Below are 17069 nucleotides of genomic sequence, written 5' to 3' on the forward strand. Positions count from 1 at the left end.
ATGTCCCCAGAGTACCCGGGTAAACAATCTTTTGTATTCGCAATCAATCAACGTATATTTGCGGAAATCGCAACCCTGTATGCCAGGTCCGAAATGCGCAACCTGCTGGATTCGTCGCTGTATTACTTCTCAGTCGTGGCACAGAGTGGATCGCTGACGGCTGCCACCGAAAAGCTCGGCGCAACTGTATCAGCGTTGAGCCGCCATATCGCGAAGCTCGAAGGCGACGTCGGCGCGCCGCTTTTCGAACGACACGCGCGTGGCATGGTGCTGTCTGACGCTGGCCGAATGCTGTTGCGCTATGCGCAAAATAGCCTTACGGATGCCGAGGCCGTGATGAGCGCGATTCAAGGCGACCAGAGGCGGCGACAGCGCAAGATCAAGATTGCATGCACCGAAGGCTTTGCCCTCGATTTCCTGCCGAACTCGCTCGCAGCGTTCTACAAGCTGTACCCAGAGGCCGTGGTCGTGATCGAGGTCACATCGTCTGATAACGCAAGCCGCATGCTGGTCGATGGGGATGCGTCGATCGCGCTTTCGTTCAGCCTGAAGCCCGAACCGGATGTGGTTGCTCGTCTTACGCTTCCCGCGCCCGTCATGGCGCTGATGTCGAGAGACCACCCGCTTGCGGGTCAAAAATCGCTTACATTGCCAGACCTCCACCTCTACCCGGTTTTGTTGCAGGACACCGGTACGACGGTTCGCCAGTTGTTTGACATCGCCTGCAACGTTGAAGGATTTGAGGTTGTGACACCGATCACGAGCCGCTACGTCGCGTCACTGTACCGGTTTACCCAGGTGATTCCGAACGCCATCATGCTGACTGGCTTTGTCTCGGTCGCGAACCGCATGGATTCCGACGGTCTGGTCGCAATCCCGTTCGCCAATGCACTGCTGCAACAGCGTCGCCTGCAGGTCAAAACGTCATCGACGCGCCCATTGACCGGGCTCGCCACCCTCTGTCTCGATCATCTGGTCGCAGACCTGCAGCGGACAAACGATCGGCATCCCCCCACGGCATAGCAAAGCTTTGCGAAAGGCGCAAAGCGAGTTTGTTTGATTTCGAATACGCCAGGAGAACAGAGGCGGTAGAGTGCGCCAACGCTGACATCGCGGGTCACACGCGAAGCGTCTATTCCGTCTGTTCAAATTCACCTGGAGATCACTGTGAGAAAGAGTCTGCTTGCCGGCGCGGCAATAATGTCCTTATTTGGTCACGCCTACGCACAAAGCAGCGTATCGCTGTATGGCATTGTCGATGCGGGCTTCGCTTTCAATAATAATTCCGGCGGTCAAAAGCTCTACACGCTGGCGAGCGGCAACATGCAAGGCAGCCGATGGGGGCTGCGTGGCGTCGAAGACCTCGGCAATGGACTCAAGACGCTGTTCACCGTCGAGAACGGCTTTAGCGTGACCAACGGAAAACTGCTGCAAGGCGGAGACCTGTTCGGTCGCCAGGCCTACGTCGGACTGGCATCGGATCGCTTCGGCTCCGTCACACTGGGCCGCCAGTACGATGCGGTAGTGGATTACACGGCGCGCTTTGAATCCGCTGCACAGTGGGCAACGGGCTATGGCGCGCACCCCGGTGATCTTGACAACCTCCAGAACACCAATCGGGTGAACAACGCAATCAAGTTCAGGAGCGTCGACTACGCAGGCCTGAAATTCGGCGGACTGTACAGCTTGGGTGGCGTTGCCGGCCACCTTGGCACCAACCAGATCTGGTCCCTCGGCGCAGGTTACGACAACGGTCCGCTTTCCTTCGGCGCAGCATACCTGAATGTGCGAGACCCGAACTTCTCGTTCTTCGGCAACAATTCGACGTCCAGCACGACAGCGTCGAACATGACTGCCAGTACCGTCTATTCGGGCTATGCGTCAGCGCGCACGCAGCAGATCATTGCAGCGGGCGCAGCATATCAGCTAGGACAGGCCACGCTTGGTGCCATGTACACCAACACCCAGTTCCGGGGTCTTGGCGCACTAAGTGCCCTGAATTCGCTACACTATCATGGCAACGCCGCGTTCCACAATGCTGAGGTCAGCTTCAAGTATCTCGTGACCCCCGCGCTGAATCTGGGTATCTCCTACGACTATACGAAGGGCTACGGCGTCAATCACGCGGCCTATCACCAGGTCGACGCAGGTGTCGATTATTTCCTGTCGAAGCGGACCGACGTCTATATTTCCGCGATTTACCAGCATGCGACGGGAACGGACTCTACTGACAAATCGGCGGTCGCGAACATCACGGGTTTCTCAGCCTCCTCAACGGGTAATCAGTTCGTGGCGGTAACGGGAATCCGGCACAAGTTCTAGGATGTCTTCCGCAGAAGCTGGAGGAATCGACCGGGAATGGCACCATCGGTCGTGGACTCCAGCGCTTTTGCATTTTCGCTCAGACAGATCCCGTTATGCGAAACCTTCTTGCTAACGTCCGAATTGGCGTCCGACTTGGCGCTGGCTTTGCGCTCGTGCTAATCCTTCTTTGCGTGACAGGCTCCGTCGCCCTGTTCCAGACAGCTCGGGTGCACAACGGGGCAGTTCAGTTTGCCGATAGCTGGCTGCCGAAAGTCGCTGTGCTTGGGGACATTCGTACATGGGCAAACAACGTTCGCAAGTCAACGCTACGAAGTGTGCTTGAAACGGATCCCGTGCAAAAAGCATCCCAGCGCATCATGAGGGACTTTGCGCTTCGCACACTCGACGCGAAAATCGAAGCATATGGGCGACTCATCTCGTCAGCGAAAGAGGATCAGCTCAACCAGCAAACCCGGAAGGCGTGGAAATCCTATCTGGAAATGGATAACAGACTGCTTTCGCTTTCCGAACAGGGTGAGGGAAGTTTTGCCTCGGCCCGCTCGCTCGCGACGGGGGGGGCTGCCGATGCGTTCACCGCTGTCGCCAAATTGATCGAGGCGGAAGTCCAACTCACCAGCAACGGAAGCCAAATTGCTCGAACCACTGCAGCAGAGGACTACCGGCTGGCCGTAGAAGTCACAATTGGGTTGATTGGACTAGCGCTTGCGACGGGCTCTCTCACCGCATTCTTGATCACGAGGACCATTGTCCTTCCCCTGCGTAAGTCAGTCTCCGTGGCGGAGACCGTCGCGTGCGGAGACCTGACCTCACGTATCGAAAGTTACGGCCGGGATGAGGTCGGACGTTTGATGCAATCATTGCGGAAGATGAACAGCCAGCTAGCGAAATTCATCACTGGCATCCACGCGACCACCGATGCAGTAACGGTAACGTCGCGAGAGATTGCTAGTGGTAATGCTGATCTATCTGCACGTACCGAGGCTCAAGCGGCGTCGCTCGAAGAAACGGCTGCCAGCATGACGCAGCTGACGGAGACAGTCAGACAGAATGCTGACAACGCGTCGCAAGCCAATCATCTCGCAATGAAGGCAGCCGTCATAGCCGACGAGAGCAACGATGCTGTGCAGGATATGGTCCGTGCGATTGGAAAGATGAACAGCAGCTCGATGCAGATTTCGGAAATTACGGCTGTTATAGAAGGGATTGCCTTCCAGACCAATATTCTTGCGCTGAATGCTGCAGTGGAGGCGGCGCGCGCCGGTGATCAAGGTCGGGGCTTCGCCGTCGTTGCGAGTGCAGTGCGCGGCCTTGCACAGCGTTCGGCTGCAGCCGCGAAGGAAATAAAGGAGTTGATCGATTCATCGGTCCAAGCGATTGACCACGCGGCGAAGCAGGCAAGCGCGGTCGGTGTGACGATGGATGATGTTAAGCAGGCGATCAAGCAGGTCTCAGGCATCGTCGGTGAAATCGCTATCGCGTCGGAGCAGCAAAGCCGAGGCATCGAGCAGGTGAATCAGGCGGTCCTGCAGATGGACGAGGTTACCCAGCAAAATGCTGCGCTGGTGGAGCAGTCCACTGCGGCGGCATTTTCCCTCGATGAGCAGGCCACCAGGCTGCAGGACGCCGTGTCGGTATTCAAGATTGCGAGGTAACGGGGATGGTGTTTTTCCGGCGTCATTTGTGCAACAAACCTGCGGTACGCAGGCATTGAAACCAATGCAACCGCATCACCGCGTTCCGCACGAACGCGCCCTCTTTCGAATGACAAGAGCGGACTATCATGAATCAACGTGAAGAAGCACTCGCACTCGATGCGGCCGACCCCCTCGCACTCTTGCGCGACCAGTTCGCGCTCTCTCCGAACGTCATCTATCTGGACGGCAACTCGCTCGGCGTGCCGCCCGTCGCGGCTGCACAGCGGGCGCAGACCGTCATCGGCGCCGAATGGGGCGAAGGGCTAATCCGCAGCTGGAACGCGGCTGGCTGGTTTTCGCTGCCGCGGCGACTGGGCGACAAGCTTGCGACACTAATCGGTGCAGCGCACAACGAAGTCGTCGTCACCGATACGATTTCGATCAACTTATTCAAGACGTTGTCGGCAGTTCTGCGGATGCAGGACAAGCGCGACCCGAAGCGCCGCGTGATCGTGTCGGAACGCTCGAATTTCCCGACTGATCTGTATATCGCGCAAGGGCTGATCAAGCAGTTGGATCGCGGCTATGAACTTCGCCTCGTCGACGATCCGTCCGAGCTGTCCGCGGCGATCACCGACGACGTCGCCGTCGCGATGATCACTCACGTCAACTACCGCACTGGCTACATGCACGACATGGCCGCACTGACGAAGCTGGTTCACGACAGGGGCGCGCTAGTGCTGTGGGATCTCGCGCACTCGGCGGGCGCCGTGCCCGTCGATCTGAATGGTGTCGGCGCGGATTGCGCGGTCGGCTGCACATACAAGTATCTGAACGGCGGTCCCGGTTCGCCTGCGTTCGCGTGGGTGCCGCATCGTCATCAGAGTGAGTTCGAGCAGCCGCTGTCAGGCTGGTGGGGGCATCGTGCGCCGTTTGTGATGAACCCGACATATATCGCCGACGACGGCATCGGCCGCTTTTTGTGCGGCACGCAGCCGATGGTTTCGATGGCGCTGGTCGAATGTGGACTCGATGTATTCCTGCAAACCGACATGCTGGCGATCCGCCAAAAGTCGCTTGCGCTGACCGACCTTTTCATCGAACTGATCGAGACGCGTTGCAAGGAATTTCCGCTCACGCTCGTCACGCCTCGCGCGCATGCGCAACGCGGGTCGCACGCGAGCTTCGAGCATCCGCACGGCTACGAGGTGATGCAGGCGTTGATCGCGCGCGGCGTGATCGGCGACTATCGGGAGCCGCATGTGTTGCGCTTCGGTTTTACACCGCTGTATACGCGCCACGTGGATGTGTGGGATGCCGTTGAGCATCTGCGCCAAGTGCTTACCGAAGAAACCTGGCGTGCGCCTGAATTCGCCACGCGCGGCGCCGTGACCTGAGCGACGGCTACGTCGTCGAGATGATGCCCCGTAAGAGTTGCATTGTTAAGTCGCGGTGTGAGTGGCGGCACGTCCGCTGTCTTGATGCATGGGTCAATAAATTTCGGACAGGCAGATAGCTTCTTTCGCTGTCGGTTTCGCCTCGCAGGCGGCGGGCGACAGATAACCCAGCGTGGAGTGCAAGCGCACTGGATTGTAGAAAGCGATGATGTACTGGTTGATATCGCGCCGAGCCTCATCGTGATTGGCGTACTAGCGCTACCACACACGCTCCATTTATTGTCCCAACAATTTCCCTTGCTCATGCTGCATACCACGTGAAGTCTTTTTTCAACCACGCACGGTCGTTCTCGCTTGCATACTGGGGGCCCCGTGATTTTGATGCCGTTTACCGGGTTAGCGGGCTCCAGACCTGACAAGGCTTTGCGGTCTAGCCCTTTATTAAGTCTCCGTGAAATCAAGAGCTTGCTGTTTGTCTTCCCCGGAGGCCCGCAGTGCCTCGCCCCCAACTGCCAAGGCGATATTGTTGGCATACGCTGAGCGGTTCCCCTTTCGGCTGCGGAGCGGACGGCGATGGAACACTGGCGGCAGACCTATCTCGGGATGCGGTCCATCCTGTTGCCGCGCGATCGCACCTTGCGGGAACTGATCGTGCAGGCCATCCAGGACGTCGAAGCCACACTGGATCGTTGGGGCAAGCTGCTGCCGAAGCCCCATGGCGAGGCATCGAGCCTGCAGAAATGGCTGTGGCCGGTGCCGCTGCGCAATTCGACGCGACAGATGAGCGAACTCTTGCTCAAGCTCGACTATCTGGTCGAGCTCGGTGTACGGGTGCAGTGCCCCGACACATGCAACGAAGCTATCGTCCGGCATTATGCGCGGCGCTGCGCGGACCGCAAACCCTCGGTGAGCCACCGCATCCAGCCGGCCATACGGCGGCTCTAGGCCGCCTGCTTCATGCGCTACGCGTTGTGCTCGGCAACCGACCAGCTCCTGTCGATGCTCGGCGACTGGGTCCGCAAGGCGATCAGGATAGCCAACGATCGGGGCGCCGCCTCGCGCCCGGATCTGAAGGCGCAGCTGCGCGAATTTGCCACGGCAGTCAAGGCGCTCGCAGGCAACAGGGACCTGACACGCGATGTGCTTGCCAGGCAATTGTGCGAATTGGCGGACACAGTCCTCAAACAGGATGCGCCCAGTCGGACCCGCCTGATGCGGGCACAGCTCGTCTCGAAGCGGCACGTGGCGCATGCACTGCTTGCACAGCTGCTGGACCTGCCTTTCCAGGCGCAGACCGCCCATCCCGTCATGGATGCGCTCGCCTTGCTGCGCGAGCGCTACCCGAACAAGGCGGTCGATCTGCCGGCGGACACGCAGATCCCGCTTGGACGGGCCTGGCAGCGGATGATCGCCATGGCGCGCTGCGCGCTGCTGTCTTGCTTCACGTGCGTGGCGACCTGCGCGTCGCACCAGGCGATTTGCTGGTCGAGGGCCTGCAGGTGCTCCCGGCCTCGTGCCAGCGCAGTGCGCGCGACATCGTTCAGTTCAGCGGCCCCGTCCTCCAGTGCCTCGACGAAGCGGGCACGAAATGCATTGATGCCTTGCGGCAGGAACACGCCGAACTCGACGAGTTCACCGCGCAACCGGTTGACGAGCGCGGTACGCTCCTCGACGAAACCGTTTCGCATCCGGTGCAGCAACAGCACGTTTTGCTGGTCTGCCGTTTTGACGGCCACGAAGCGCATATGCGGTCGCCCCGCGGCCTCACAGATGGCCTCGGCATCCAGCCTGTCGTTCTTCACGTGCTTGCCGCCCTTGCAGTATGGCGCAGCGAATTGCGGCGCAATCAGGCGAACCTCGTGACCAAGTCGCGCAGCTTGCGCCCCCAGTAGTGGGCTGCGCTGCACGCTTCCATTGGGACCAGACATGGCGCAAGGTTGGCAAACCATTCGAGAAACTTCTGCCGTGAGATGGCTTTCCTGACCACCACGCGTTCCATGCTGTCCACGCCGTGCACCTGGATCAGGTTCTTGGCCAGATCCACGCCGATACGAGTAATCTTGTCCATGACTTTCCCCTTCTCAGATGGGTTGTCCAGCACCAACCATCCTGGCATATCGCTATGCCACGAGATCGGGAAAGTCCTTGCTAATTCGGGTCATGTACCTGCTCGACGACACGCCGGAGAACCGGCCCAGCCCGAGCCGGAAGAAGATGATGTTGCCATGCATTCGGACGACGATGCCGATAACTGACACTCGCCGGGCCTGACACGGCGACTGCGCCCGCTACGGAAGTGTCGCCGGGGCTTCCGCCCCCTCTTTGAGAACAACAATGAACAACACACCAACAACCGTCAATCTAGATTTAGGCACTCTTCTCGACGCAGATCCCCTGATTCTTGCGGCAGAAACGGAAGATGATATTGGGTGCATCCTGCGTCTTCATCTCCAGGTCGAGCAGATGCTCGACTTCTATCTCAACAGAAAGCGCACGGCCGACATCGCTCCATTTGTCAGGAACCTCGCGACTTCAGCGGAAAGCTGTCTATTTCTGTCGCTTTGGGCTTGCTTATACCCTTTGCATTCGAATGGCGCACTCTCTTCGCCGCACTAAGTAGTGAGGAGATCGTACGGCTAAGAGTTGGCTGTGTACGTGAAGAAACATCGATAGGGCAACCAGGTACACCAATGCCGGATGCTCGACGTTCCGGTTCACAAGACCGGAACTGCATTTACCAAACCGATTGACTCGGTCGTCGGAGAAGCAATATTGGCGTGGGAGCGAGTACGTCCCGTACAACCGGCTGCGCTCGACGTCAAAACCGGAGAGCAGGTTGACTTCCTCTTCTCGTATCGTGCAAGGGCGATACCACGCCAGTACCTGAACCGACATCTCATCCCCTTGCTTTGTCGGAGGGCAGGCATTCCTTGCGTGGATGCTCGCGGACAGATCAGCAGCCACAGGGGCACGCTCGACCATCGCGAGCCAGCTCTTTAACGCGCGGGAACCAATGTCCCTGTTCGAACTGCAAGCGTGGCTTGGTCATCGGTCGCCAGCAACGACCCAGCATTACGTCGCAATCACGCCCACAAAGCTGGCCAGAGCTCATTCTGAAGCACAGTACTTCCAGCGCAACCTTCGAATGATGGAGGTGCTCATTGACCGGCAGGCGATCGACGATCGGCACACGGACCAGCCGTGGAAGTACTATGACCTTGGTCACGGGCTGTACTCATATGAGTTCTTCGATCAATGTCCACACCGCATGGCGTGTGTGCGTTGCGACTTCTACGTTCCGAAGAAATCGTCCCAAGCCGACTTGCTCTCTTCGAAGACGGGCATGATCCGGATGTTGCAGGAAACTCCTCTCACTGATGACGAACGCGCTGCAATCGAGGGCGAGCAGGAAGCTGTCGATCGTCTGCTTCGGTACCTCGAGGGGTACCGACACCCGACCGCCGCACCGCCCCAAAGAGTAAGAAACAAAGGTAGAAAAAAACGCTCAATTCCATACAACCTGAACGATTTCCTGCCGCTGCGAGCAATGACGATCGGTTTTTCATCGTCATTGCAATCCTGCGAATTTGGTTCCGTTATGCTATCGCCTTGCCTGCAGGGCCGGATATCGCACCCGTTTTCTCAAGCTGGTTGCGAACCGCACCAGACACCCATCGGGTTCAAGGACGCAGTGATGGAACTCACGCCTGCCCTGGCGGTTAGCCGCCCCAGAGAAACGTTGGTGCCGAACAAGGTCCAAGGGGATTTCGCAGAACCATGGCTGTTGCGTGCGCAACGCCAGTCAGGAATGGCTCGTTGTCTTGTCCATTATGGTACCGCCATAATTTGGATAGCAAATACCAATCGACTCCATCAGCTGTCGAGAAGGGTCTTCGCGAGTTGCTTACCTCGCAGGTCCCGGCCTATTCGGCGATTTCCTGGCGGATGATGAGGAGAGCAGCCCCGTGCTGAACCGAAACTAAGCAACAATGCACCCATGCAATCAAGCGTTCATTGGTCACCTTACCTTATCCCGTTGAATTGCGTTGCAATATCTCCGAAATTGTCCGATCCGCGACAAATGTTGGACATTTGCAACAGGCAGTTCGGAATTGTGTTGTGTCAATATGACCGTCCGTCCGGCGCGAAAATTGCATCAGTCATTTCCGGAAGTCCATCTCACACGGAGGTGAGGATACGAGTCCCAAAGACGGACGATCTGACCAATGAGGCAGAACCTGAATCCCGCAGTGGCGAAGGTGCTCAAGCGCCTGCATTATCCACTTGACGTAATCCTTCTATGCCTGCGCTGGTACGTTGCCTATCGGCTGAGTCTGCGCCACCTCGAGCAGACCGCCAGAACAAATGCCTGAACAATGTTGTAGAGCAGGACTACCGTGCCATGAAGCGCCGCACTCGTCCTATGCTGGGATTCAAAGATTTTCGCTGTGCACGCATCTTATGGTTGGCATTGAAGTCATGCATTGGCAGATGAAATGCATTCGCGGCACTCAATCATCTGCCGTTGAGCAACTGTATTCGCTGGCGAAATAAGCAATCCCGTGATATTGCGCTTTGCTATGACCGTTGCCATTATCGCGAAAAAATCCTTCAACTGACAATGCTGCTAGCAACATGAGCCAAGTGGCCGGAATAGTGACGGCGGTGCCGCAAGGACAGCGCAATGAGTCGCCCAGGCGCCGCCACCGCGCGAAAATGCGCTGGCTGGCGCACTCGCCTGTGGTGCAATCCGGACGCTCCATCTACAACTCAGCGACGAATTGCATACCATCATTTTAAACAGTGCCGCGGTTGTCACAACGGGGCAATTTTCAACAGCCAGTTAGGTCCTCGACGACCTCGCATCAAACTAGGAAGCAGTTCATGGATAGCAATGTAGTACCCACGTTCCTACGCGCTAAACTGAAGCGGGGACTGCTCGAGGTCAAAGTCGACGCCGCCACCTTGCCTGCGGCTAACCTGTTCGGTTTCGCGGAGCGCCGGAATCCAAAGCGGGCATTTCTCTTTGTATCCAAAGTTCTGGGACGCTACATACCGGCGCGCCCATCGATCATGGCTGCCAGTTTCGAGAGCCTCGTCAGCGAGATCCCAGCGAACCTGCCCGGCCCAGTGCTGGTAATCGGCGTGGCCGAAACCGCAGTTGGCCTCGGTGCCGGCGTGTACCGTGCTTATAGTGCAACGCGTTCCGATAGCGTGTACCTCACCAGTACCCGTCATCCTTTGGGTACCGACCTCTTTGCTCGATTCGAGGAAGAGCACAGTCATGCCAGCACCCACTTAATCCACCTGCCGGTCGATCCCGAGGTTCGTGATTTGATGCTTCAGGCCCGATCCTTAGTCCTGGTGGACGATGAGGCTTCTACCGGCAAGACCTTTCTCAACCTGCACCGCGCACTAATCGAAGCCGGCCTGAAGAAGATCGAGCGAGTGGTCACGTGCGTCCTGACGGACTGGTCTGCGGGTGCTGTGAGTAAGGCCATCGGAGAGTCGACCACCGCCGTATCCTTGTTGAGCGGGTCGTATCAGTTCCACGAAGATCAGTCCGCGCCCCTGCCGGATATGCCAGGCGTCGGTGCCGTTTCTATAGGCGAATGGCCTCTCTCACCCCGCAATGACTGGGGGCGCTTGGGCGTTCGCCGCGTGGAGGACACGCTCGCACCGGACATTCAAATCCGGCCCGGCGAGAACGTAGTCATAGTTGGTACCGGTGAGTTCGTCTGGCGTCCCTTCCTGCTGGCGGAGCGTGCGGAGCGAGCCGGGGCAGACGTCTACTTCAGCTCCACCACGAGATCCCCTGTGGCCCTGGGCCACGCGATCGAGCACGTGCTGTCGTTTCCTGACAACTATGGCCTCGGTATTCCGAACTTCCTCTACAACGTGAAGCCCGGTCAGTTCGACCGAGTTCTTATCTGCACGGAAACCCCGGCGCAAGCGCTCCCTGCAGAACTGGTTGATGTCCTGAATGCGGAGATAATTTTCGATGAGCAGTAACCGTCCGCTGATATTCGTCGATCTCGACGACACCCTGATCCAGACCGCAGGCAAGATGGAGGAGGCCACACCACGAATCATCGCCACTCTGGACGTGCATGGGCAGCCCAACGGGTACATGAACCCGGTCCAGAACTTCTTCATCAACTGGCTGCTGGCCTCAGCCGATGTCGTTCCGGTTACCGCACGCAGCGTGGAGGCCTACAACCGCGTCAAGCTTCCTTTCACCGAAGGCGCAATTTGCTCCCACGGTGGAGTGATACTCCGCCCTGACGGATCGCCTGACCAGACCTGGCACGGACAGATGGCCGCGTCGCTCCGGACCTTTCAAGACCGGCTGTCGCCACTGAGCGAAGCCACCCTGCAAATCGGCAAAGAACTGGGCTACTCCGTGCGCAGTTGGGTAGTTGGAGAGAAAGGTCTGCGCCACTACGTCGTGACCAAGCACAACGAGTCCAACGACTCGGTGCTCACCGAGTTGCTGACCGAAGTTCAATCTCGACGCATGTTGGAATGCATGCACACCCATGTTAACGGCAACAACCTCGCCTTCCTGCCTGAGGGTTTGGAAAAGCGCTTCGCCGTTCAAGAATGGTTGCGTCGCGACCGTGAGATCCACGGCGAGCGGCCAGTCCTAGGCTTCGGTGACAGCATCTCCGACCTGGGGTTCATGGACCACTGTCATATGTGGTCGACGCCGGCGCACAGTCAACTGGCGACCGTAGTGAAGGGGCTCATCAATGACTAATCTTCTCGCCACACTGAGCACCGTCGGCAGCGGCAGCTACGCCCCTGAAGATGTGCATTTCCTTTTGCAGCGCGTGCCGCTGAGCGTCACTAACGTTGACGAAAAGGAACTTCTGATCCAGACGAATCAGAAACATTACTCCGAGATGATAAGCTTGGAGCAGGCTCCTACCGACGTGCACAAGCGTTTCCACACCCATGTCCTGGCGCAGAACGGCGCTCGTATGGCTTCCAATGTTCAGTCCCTGGCCTTGGCATTGAGTGCCGCTTACACCGGGCCGAGCATCGCCCTGGTTTCATTTGTTCGCGCAGGCGTACCCCTCGGCGTCCTGCTGCGCCGGGCACTCGTCGAAATGGGCCGCGATGCTCACCACTACGGCGTCAGCATCATTCGCGATCGCGGTATCGACACGGTGGCTCTGGAAGCCGTCATCCAGCTGCACGGTCCCGAAAAGATCGTCTTCGTGGATGGTTGGACCGGAAAAGGCGCAATCTCCGGTGAGCTCAAGCGCACCTTGGACGACGACAAGCGCTTCCCAGAAGATCCTCGCCTCGTTGTTCTGGCAGACCCCTGCGGCCGCGCTTGGCTAGCTGGCTCTGCAGAGGACTGGGTAATTCCGTCTGGCATCCTCGGCGCGACCGTGTCCGGCCTAGTATCCCGCACCATCTGGCCGACTCAAGGCGGGCTTCATGGTTGCGTGACATACGACCACCTGCCTAAGCATGATGTAACCCGAGAGTTCATCAATAAGATCGAGGCCGAACGCGGGGCGCTGGGCGAGGTTCATCCCGCAACTCCATGGACCAACGAACAGCGATTGGAACTCCAAGCGTCCGCTGATGACGCGGTGTCCTCGCTGGCAACTCGCTTTGACATCTCCAACTTGAATCGCGTGAAGCCGGGTATCGCTGAGGCAACCCGAGCGGTTCTGCGTCGTGTGCCTGATCACGTTCTGGTACGTGATCGCAACGACAGCGACGTGCAGTTGTTAATTCATCTCACTGACCGCGCGGGCGTGGCCGTAGAGGAAGCTGGCGCGGACCTGGGTCCGTATCGTGCCGCGACAATCATACGGTGTCCGATCTGATGGGCACCATTTCTCCGTTCGCCGTCTGGGCGACTCTGTACATGCCGACCCGCGGTGACATCCTGGACGTGGATTTCGGCACCAAGATCTCAGAATTGCGCTCACCTGTGGTGTGCCTGGAAGACGCGCGGCTTACCGCAGAAACTGGGAGCAACTCGATGCCCGCCTGTCACAACGCGACGCATGTAAGACGATGGTCGGCCTGCTTGAGCTCGCGGGCCTGCATGGCGCGCAGGCCGTACTGGCCGGGCAGCTTGATGCGATGCTGGAAACCGGCGAGCTTCCCGATCTCAAGGCGCTGCGTGACCGATACGCACCCCGTGAGGCGCAATGTCCCGATGTCGAGGTTCAGATGCCGCCCGTTGCCGTCTATCACGAACTGCTCGAAAAGGTGGCCAGCGTGAACGCGCCCGCGCATGATGGTGGCCGCCTGGCCCTGATGCTCAACGAGGTGCGTTTGCCAACGATCGGCAGGTTGTGGCCCGAGTTTGCTGAGCGCTCGGATAAGGAAGCCTAGCCGGCCGCACGCCTGCTCGGCGCACTGCTAGAGCACGAGCTGGCCGAACGCGCTAAGCGACGCATCGAGCGGCACCGTACCGAGTCGCATCTGGACCCGACCAAGACGCTCGCCGCCTTCGACTTCGGCGCCGTGCCGATGTTCTCAAAAGTGCATGTTACAGCGCTGGCCACCGGAGAGTCATGGCTGGAAAGGCGCCACGGTTCTCTTGTTCGCCCCCCCTAGGATCGGAAAAAGCCACGTGGGATCGGCTATCGGTCACGCATTGATCGACGTCGGCTACCGCGTGATGTTCACGCGTACCAGCGAGCTCGTTCAGAAGCTGCAGGCCGCGCGCCAAAGCCTGCAGTTACCTTCCGCGCTGGCCAAGCTCGATCGCTCCGATTTGATCATCCTCGACCTATGTGCAGGACCTCGTTATGTAGAGTCAACTGCCTGGACCCTCGGCCGATGGGATTTTGAGGCGGCGGAACTACACATAACTGGAACGAGCTATTGTGATTCCTCCGTTCACTTGAATGGGAGATTCACATGCTGGAATTTCTCTTTCCCCGCGATTGGCCGCTTTATGCTGCCGGCCCGCAAGGACCGCTAGTCCGCAAATTTTCGGCGTGGGTCGTCGAGCCCGGCTATACGCGCATTTGCGCACGGCACCACGTACGCCGTTTCCGTGAGGTTCTTGTCTATAACCATGTAGCGGCTGGCACCAGCCTACCGATTACTTCGACTGCGCTGTCCCGCTGGTTCGCACCGTGGTCGCACGACACCTTATACCTCGCCACGCAGCGAGCGGCAGAACGCTTTTTATGCGATCGAGGTCTCTTCGTTCCGGTGGCTAAACCGAGCCAGTTCGACTCGCTCATTTCGCAATACCGATCCCATCTCATTGATCTGCGCGGACTCGCTCCTGATACAGTCGAGCACCACCTGAGGACGGTTACCGGCGTCCTGTCGAGCGCCTGTTCGAAGCGCCGCCTTGAGCGCTTTGTCGACCAGACCAGCAAGCATCTTCGCCGCCAGACTCTTCAGCGTACTCGAACTTGCAGACACGCGTCAGGCCACGGCGACATCGCCACTAAGGCCGTATGTCCTCCGCCTGGCGCTTGTGCTGCTGTGCACCGCCGGGCTGAGGCGAAGGGAGTTGCTACGGCTAACGTTGGCCGATGTAGACGCGCACGCTGGAGTCCTGCACATACGCGAATCAAAGTTTCACAAATCGAGATGGGTTCCGCTTTCGTGCGGTGCCCGGCTAGAACTGCGCCGCTACCTCACGCGCCGCCTCGCTACCCCTCTCGACACTACGCCGTCGTCACCGTTACTGTGCAATATGCACCATGGTCTGCGGGGCTACCCTGGAACGGGATTGCATGAAGGTATCACGGGATTACTGCAAGAAGCAGGCTTCCGGGATGCCGACGGGCGGGTTCCCCGTATTCGCGACTTTATGCATTCCCTTGCAATTGAAGCCCTGATGCGATGGTATCGTCACGGGGCGGACGTCCAGTCCAACCTGCCAAAGCTCGCACTCTACATGGGTCATGTATCAATCGTATCGACTGCCTACCATTTGCACTGGATTCCGGAACTCCGAGAGCTGGCGAGCGATAGGTTCGCGAAACGATTTGGCTATCTTGTTCAGGGAGAGCAATGATGAAACGGCGTCCTTGCTCCGGTGAGCTCGGACGGAGTCTTGTCCGATTCTTCCAGGATTATCTACCTACGTTGCGAGGGATGAGCCGGCACACGATCCATAGCTATCGCGACACGCTGGTGCTTCTGATGCGATTTCTTAGTGCGAAGCGACACTGCGGCATTGAACGTCTGGATCTTGCGGCGATCACCGCCGAATCGGTCGGACAGTTCCTGACACCTCTCGAGCGAGACCGGCACAACGGCATTGCCACGCGTAATGCCCGGCTTGCCGCGATTCATACATTCGCGCGGTTCTTGGCAACTGAACGTCTTGAACATCTGGCGGTGGCGCAGGCAATCCTCAGCATTCCATTCAAACGCGGGGCGCGGTCAGCGCCGATCGAATATCTCGAGCAGGACGAGGTTGAGGCGCTGCTGAATGCGGTCGATCGAACGACCGCCGCCGGTCGGCGTGACTACGCGTTGTTTTCACTGATGTTCAATACCGGCGCAAGGGTGCAGGAGGTACTCGACCTTCGTTTATGCGACCTGCGCATGCAGCGGCCGTGCCAGGTAAGACGAAGGCAAGGGAAACAAGGTCCGCGTCGGACCTATCCGAATGAAAGGGACTTCCCCGTCCCGAGGCTGCGGCGGAAGCCGCGAGTCGGCATCGAAGTGCCATGATGGAGTGTCGAACTACATCAACGCCAACAGGAGGGGAAGTCCATGCCAATTGTCACCGTCGGGATCGATCTTGCCAAGAACGTGTTTGCCGTCCACGGCGTGGATGACGCCGGCAAAGCGGTGCTCATCAAACCTCGTGTATCTCGCGACCAGCTGAGTGCATTGATCGCCCAATTGCCGCCGTGCGTAATCGGTATGGAAGCGTGCTCGGGAGCACACTACTGGGCACGCGTGTTCCAGAAGTGCGGCCATACAGCGAGATTGATGGCGCCAAAGCTGGTCGCTCCCTACCGGATGTCCGGCAAGCGCGGCAAAAACGACGCGGCTGATGCGGCCGCTATTTGCGAGGCGGTGACGCGACCCAGCATGCGTTTTGTGCCGCTCAAGGACGAGCATCAGCAGGCTACGCTTTGCCTGCATCGGACGCGACAGGGATTTGTCGAGGAAAGAACAGCGACCTACAACCGGTTGCGTGGCCTGCTCTCGGAGTTCGGAGTGGTTCTACCGCAGAGCCCGGAAAAGCTACGGCTAGACATCGCGACTCACCTTGACTCGTTGCCCGGCTGGGCGCGGCGGTGCATCAGCGATTTGCTCGAGCATGCTGGCGACATCGAGGACCGGCTGGGCGAATATGACCGCGCGATTGGCGAGATTGCCCGGGAAGATGAGCGCAGCAAGCGGCTGATGCAATTACGTGGCATCGGTCCAACCACGGCCAGCGCTTTGCTGGCCAGCATTGGTGCCGGGCATGACTTCCGGAATGGCCGACAGGTCGCGGCGTGGCTTGGGTTGACACCAGGACAGCACAGCAGTGGCGGCAAAGCCCGGCTGGGCAGCATCACGAAAACAGGCGACGCGTATCTGCGTAGTCTGCTGGTCCTGGGAGCTCGTGCCGTGATGGCCAACCTGGGCGACAAGCAAGACCGGTTCAGCAGGTGGGCCAGGAACCTGGTGGAGCGCCGCGGTTACTGGCGGGCAGCAGTCGCCATCGCAGCCAAGAATGCGCGGATGGCCTGGGCAGTTCTGAAGTACG

The 17069-nt window shown here is 58.7% G+C and carries 16 protein-coding genes and 4 pseudogenes; 17 read left to right on the plus strand and 3 right to left on the minus strand.

What is annotated here, in order from left to right:
* From AB4Y44_RS36675 to kynU, 4 genes are all read left to right on the plus strand, one after another.
* Nucleotides 1-1023, plus strand: coding sequence for a LysR family transcriptional regulator (locus AB4Y44_RS36675; protein WP_368661886.1), 1023 nt, complete (start codon nt 1-3; stop codon nt 1021-1023).
* 144 nt (nt 1024-1167) lie between these two features.
* Complete coding sequence (locus tag AB4Y44_RS36680; protein ID WP_368661887.1) at nt 1168-2322, plus strand: porin; 1155 nt, start codon at nt 1168-1170, stop codon at nt 2320-2322.
* A gap of 95 nt (nt 2323-2417) precedes the next feature.
* Nucleotides 2418-3977: a methyl-accepting chemotaxis protein gene (locus AB4Y44_RS36685; RefSeq protein ID WP_368661888.1), complete on the plus strand. Its 1560-nt coding sequence runs from the start codon at nt 2418-2420 to the stop codon at nt 3975-3977.
* Nucleotides 3978-4105: 128 nt separating this feature from the next.
* Entirely contained in the window at nt 4106-5356 is a 1251-nt protein-coding gene (gene kynU / locus AB4Y44_RS36690; protein WP_368661889.1) for a kynureninase, read from the plus strand.
* Between the two features lie 93 nt (nt 5357-5449).
* Here the strand turns inward: kynU and AB4Y44_RS36695 are convergent.
* Nucleotides 5450-5673: pseudogene (locus tag AB4Y44_RS36695) on the minus strand (IS3 family transposase); the annotation flags it as partial.
* A 256-nt stretch (nt 5674-5929) separates the two neighbouring features.
* On the opposite strand from AB4Y44_RS36695, the gene AB4Y44_RS36700 reads away from it, so the two are divergent.
* Nucleotides 5930-6301: a hypothetical protein gene (locus tag AB4Y44_RS36700; protein WP_368661890.1), complete on the plus strand. Its 372-nt coding sequence runs from the start codon at nt 5930-5932 to the stop codon at nt 6299-6301.
* A gap of 671 nt (nt 6302-6972) precedes the next feature.
* On the opposite strand, the pseudogene AB4Y44_RS36705 reads toward AB4Y44_RS36700, so the two are convergent.
* Nucleotides 6973-7424, minus strand: a pseudogene (locus AB4Y44_RS36705) (IS110 family transposase); the annotation flags it as partial.
* A 266-nt stretch (nt 7425-7690) separates the two neighbouring features.
* On the opposite strand from AB4Y44_RS36705, the gene AB4Y44_RS36710 reads away from it, so the two are divergent.
* The 3 genes and pseudogenes from AB4Y44_RS36710 to AB4Y44_RS36720 all read left to right on the plus strand — a co-directional run.
* Nucleotides 7691-7972 carry a hypothetical protein gene (locus AB4Y44_RS36710; RefSeq protein WP_342922286.1) on the plus strand — a complete coding sequence of 94 codons (282 nt, stop codon included), beginning with the start codon at nt 7691-7693 and terminating at the stop codon, nt 7970-7972.
* A gap of 397 nt (nt 7973-8369) precedes the next feature.
* Nucleotides 8370-9305 carry a hypothetical protein gene (locus tag AB4Y44_RS36715; protein WP_368661891.1) on the plus strand — a complete coding sequence of 312 codons (936 nt, stop codon included), beginning with the start codon at nt 8370-8372 and terminating at the stop codon, nt 9303-9305.
* A gap of 405 nt (nt 9306-9710) precedes the next feature.
* Nucleotides 9711-9910, plus strand: a pseudogene (locus AB4Y44_RS36720) (DDE-type integrase/transposase/recombinase); the annotation flags it as partial.
* Here the strand turns inward: AB4Y44_RS36720 and AB4Y44_RS36725 are convergent.
* Nucleotides 9868-10119: a hypothetical protein gene (locus AB4Y44_RS36725; protein ID WP_368661899.1), complete on the minus strand. Its 252-nt coding sequence runs from the start codon at nt 10117-10119 to the stop codon at nt 9868-9870. The pseudogene AB4Y44_RS36720 and the gene AB4Y44_RS36725 overlap by 43 nt on opposite strands.
* Before the next feature lie 121 nt (nt 10120-10240).
* On the opposite strand from AB4Y44_RS36725, the gene AB4Y44_RS36730 reads away from it, so the two are divergent.
* The 9 genes and pseudogenes from AB4Y44_RS36730 to AB4Y44_RS36770 all read left to right on the plus strand — a co-directional run.
* The gene (locus AB4Y44_RS36730; protein ID WP_069269012.1) at nt 10241-11368 is read left to right on the plus strand and encodes a phosphoribosyltransferase domain-containing protein; all 1128 of its coding nucleotides are present in this window, start codon (nt 10241-10243) and stop codon (nt 11366-11368) included.
* Complete coding sequence (locus tag AB4Y44_RS36735) at nt 11358-12116, plus strand: trehalose phosphatase (RefSeq protein ID WP_368661892.1); 759 nt, start codon at nt 11358-11360, stop codon at nt 12114-12116. The genes AB4Y44_RS36730 and AB4Y44_RS36735 overlap by 11 nt, the downstream gene beginning before the upstream one ends.
* Nucleotides 12109-13203, plus strand: coding sequence for a cysteine protease StiP domain-containing protein (locus tag AB4Y44_RS36740; protein WP_368661893.1), 1095 nt, complete (start codon nt 12109-12111; stop codon nt 13201-13203). Before AB4Y44_RS36735 ends, AB4Y44_RS36740 begins: the two co-directional genes overlap by 8 nt.
* A 130-nt stretch (nt 13204-13333) precedes the next feature.
* Nucleotides 13334-13603 (plus strand): annotated as a pseudogene (locus AB4Y44_RS36745) (IS21 family transposase); the annotation flags it as partial.
* 180 nt (nt 13604-13783) lie between these two features.
* Nucleotides 13784-13945, plus strand: coding sequence for a hypothetical protein (locus AB4Y44_RS36750; RefSeq protein ID WP_368661897.1), 162 nt, complete (start codon nt 13784-13786; stop codon nt 13943-13945).
* Nucleotides 13946-13961: 16 nt separating this feature from the next.
* Nucleotides 13962-14315, plus strand: a complete 354-nt coding sequence (locus AB4Y44_RS36755) for an ATP-binding protein (protein ID WP_305120855.1) — start codon at nt 13962-13964, stop codon at nt 14313-14315.
* Nucleotides 14316-14705: 390 nt separating this feature from the next.
* Nucleotides 14706-15371, plus strand: a complete 666-nt coding sequence (locus AB4Y44_RS36760) for a tyrosine-type recombinase/integrase (protein ID WP_368661898.1) — start codon at nt 14706-14708, stop codon at nt 15369-15371.
* Nucleotides 15372-15451: 80 nt separating this feature from the next.
* A complete protein-coding gene (locus tag AB4Y44_RS36765) occupies nt 15452-16036 on the plus strand; it encodes a tyrosine-type recombinase/integrase (RefSeq protein WP_368661894.1) in 585 nt (194 codons plus the stop codon).
* Nucleotides 16037-16078: 42 nt separating this feature from the next.
* A partial coding sequence (locus tag AB4Y44_RS36770; RefSeq protein WP_368702239.1) for an IS110 family transposase occupies nt 16079-17069 on the plus strand: 991 nt, incomplete at its 3' end.

The sequence above is a fragment of the Paraburkholderia sp. BR10937 genome, assembly GCF_040965695.1.
Classification (GTDB): domain Bacteria; phylum Pseudomonadota; class Gammaproteobacteria; order Burkholderiales; family Burkholderiaceae; genus Paraburkholderia.

What these genes read in the sequence shown, in the direction of transcription:
- AB4Y44_RS36675 (WP_368661886.1), top strand. Translation starts at nt 1, where the DNA reads ATGTCCCCAGAGTACCCGGGTAAACAATCTTTTGTATTCGCAATCAAT.
- AB4Y44_RS36685 (WP_368661888.1), top strand. Translation starts at nt 2,418, where the DNA reads ATGCGAAACCTTCTTGCTAACGTCCGAATTGGCGTCCGACTTGGCGCT.
- kynU (WP_368661889.1), top strand. Translation starts at nt 4,106, where the DNA reads ATGAATCAACGTGAAGAAGCACTCGCACTCGATGCGGCCGACCCCCTC.
- AB4Y44_RS36700 (WP_368661890.1), top strand. Translation starts at nt 5,930, where the DNA reads ATGGAACACTGGCGGCAGACCTATCTCGGGATGCGGTCCATCCTGTTG.
- AB4Y44_RS36710 (WP_342922286.1), top strand. Translation starts at nt 7,691, where the DNA reads ATGAACAACACACCAACAACCGTCAATCTAGATTTAGGCACTCTTCTC.
- AB4Y44_RS36715 (WP_368661891.1), top strand. Translation starts at nt 8,370, where the DNA reads ATGTCCCTGTTCGAACTGCAAGCGTGGCTTGGTCATCGGTCGCCAGCA.
- AB4Y44_RS36725 (WP_368661899.1), bottom strand. Translation starts at nt 10,119, where the DNA reads ATGGAGCGTCCGGATTGCACCACAGGCGAGTGCGCCAGCCAGCGCATT.
- AB4Y44_RS36730 (WP_069269012.1), top strand. Translation starts at nt 10,241, where the DNA reads ATGGATAGCAATGTAGTACCCACGTTCCTACGCGCTAAACTGAAGCGG.
- AB4Y44_RS36735 (WP_368661892.1), top strand. Translation starts at nt 11,358, where the DNA reads ATGAGCAGTAACCGTCCGCTGATATTCGTCGATCTCGACGACACCCTG.
- AB4Y44_RS36740 (WP_368661893.1), top strand. Translation starts at nt 12,109, where the DNA reads ATGACTAATCTTCTCGCCACACTGAGCACCGTCGGCAGCGGCAGCTAC.
- AB4Y44_RS36765 (WP_368661894.1), top strand. Translation starts at nt 15,452, where the DNA reads ATGAGCCGGCACACGATCCATAGCTATCGCGACACGCTGGTGCTTCTG.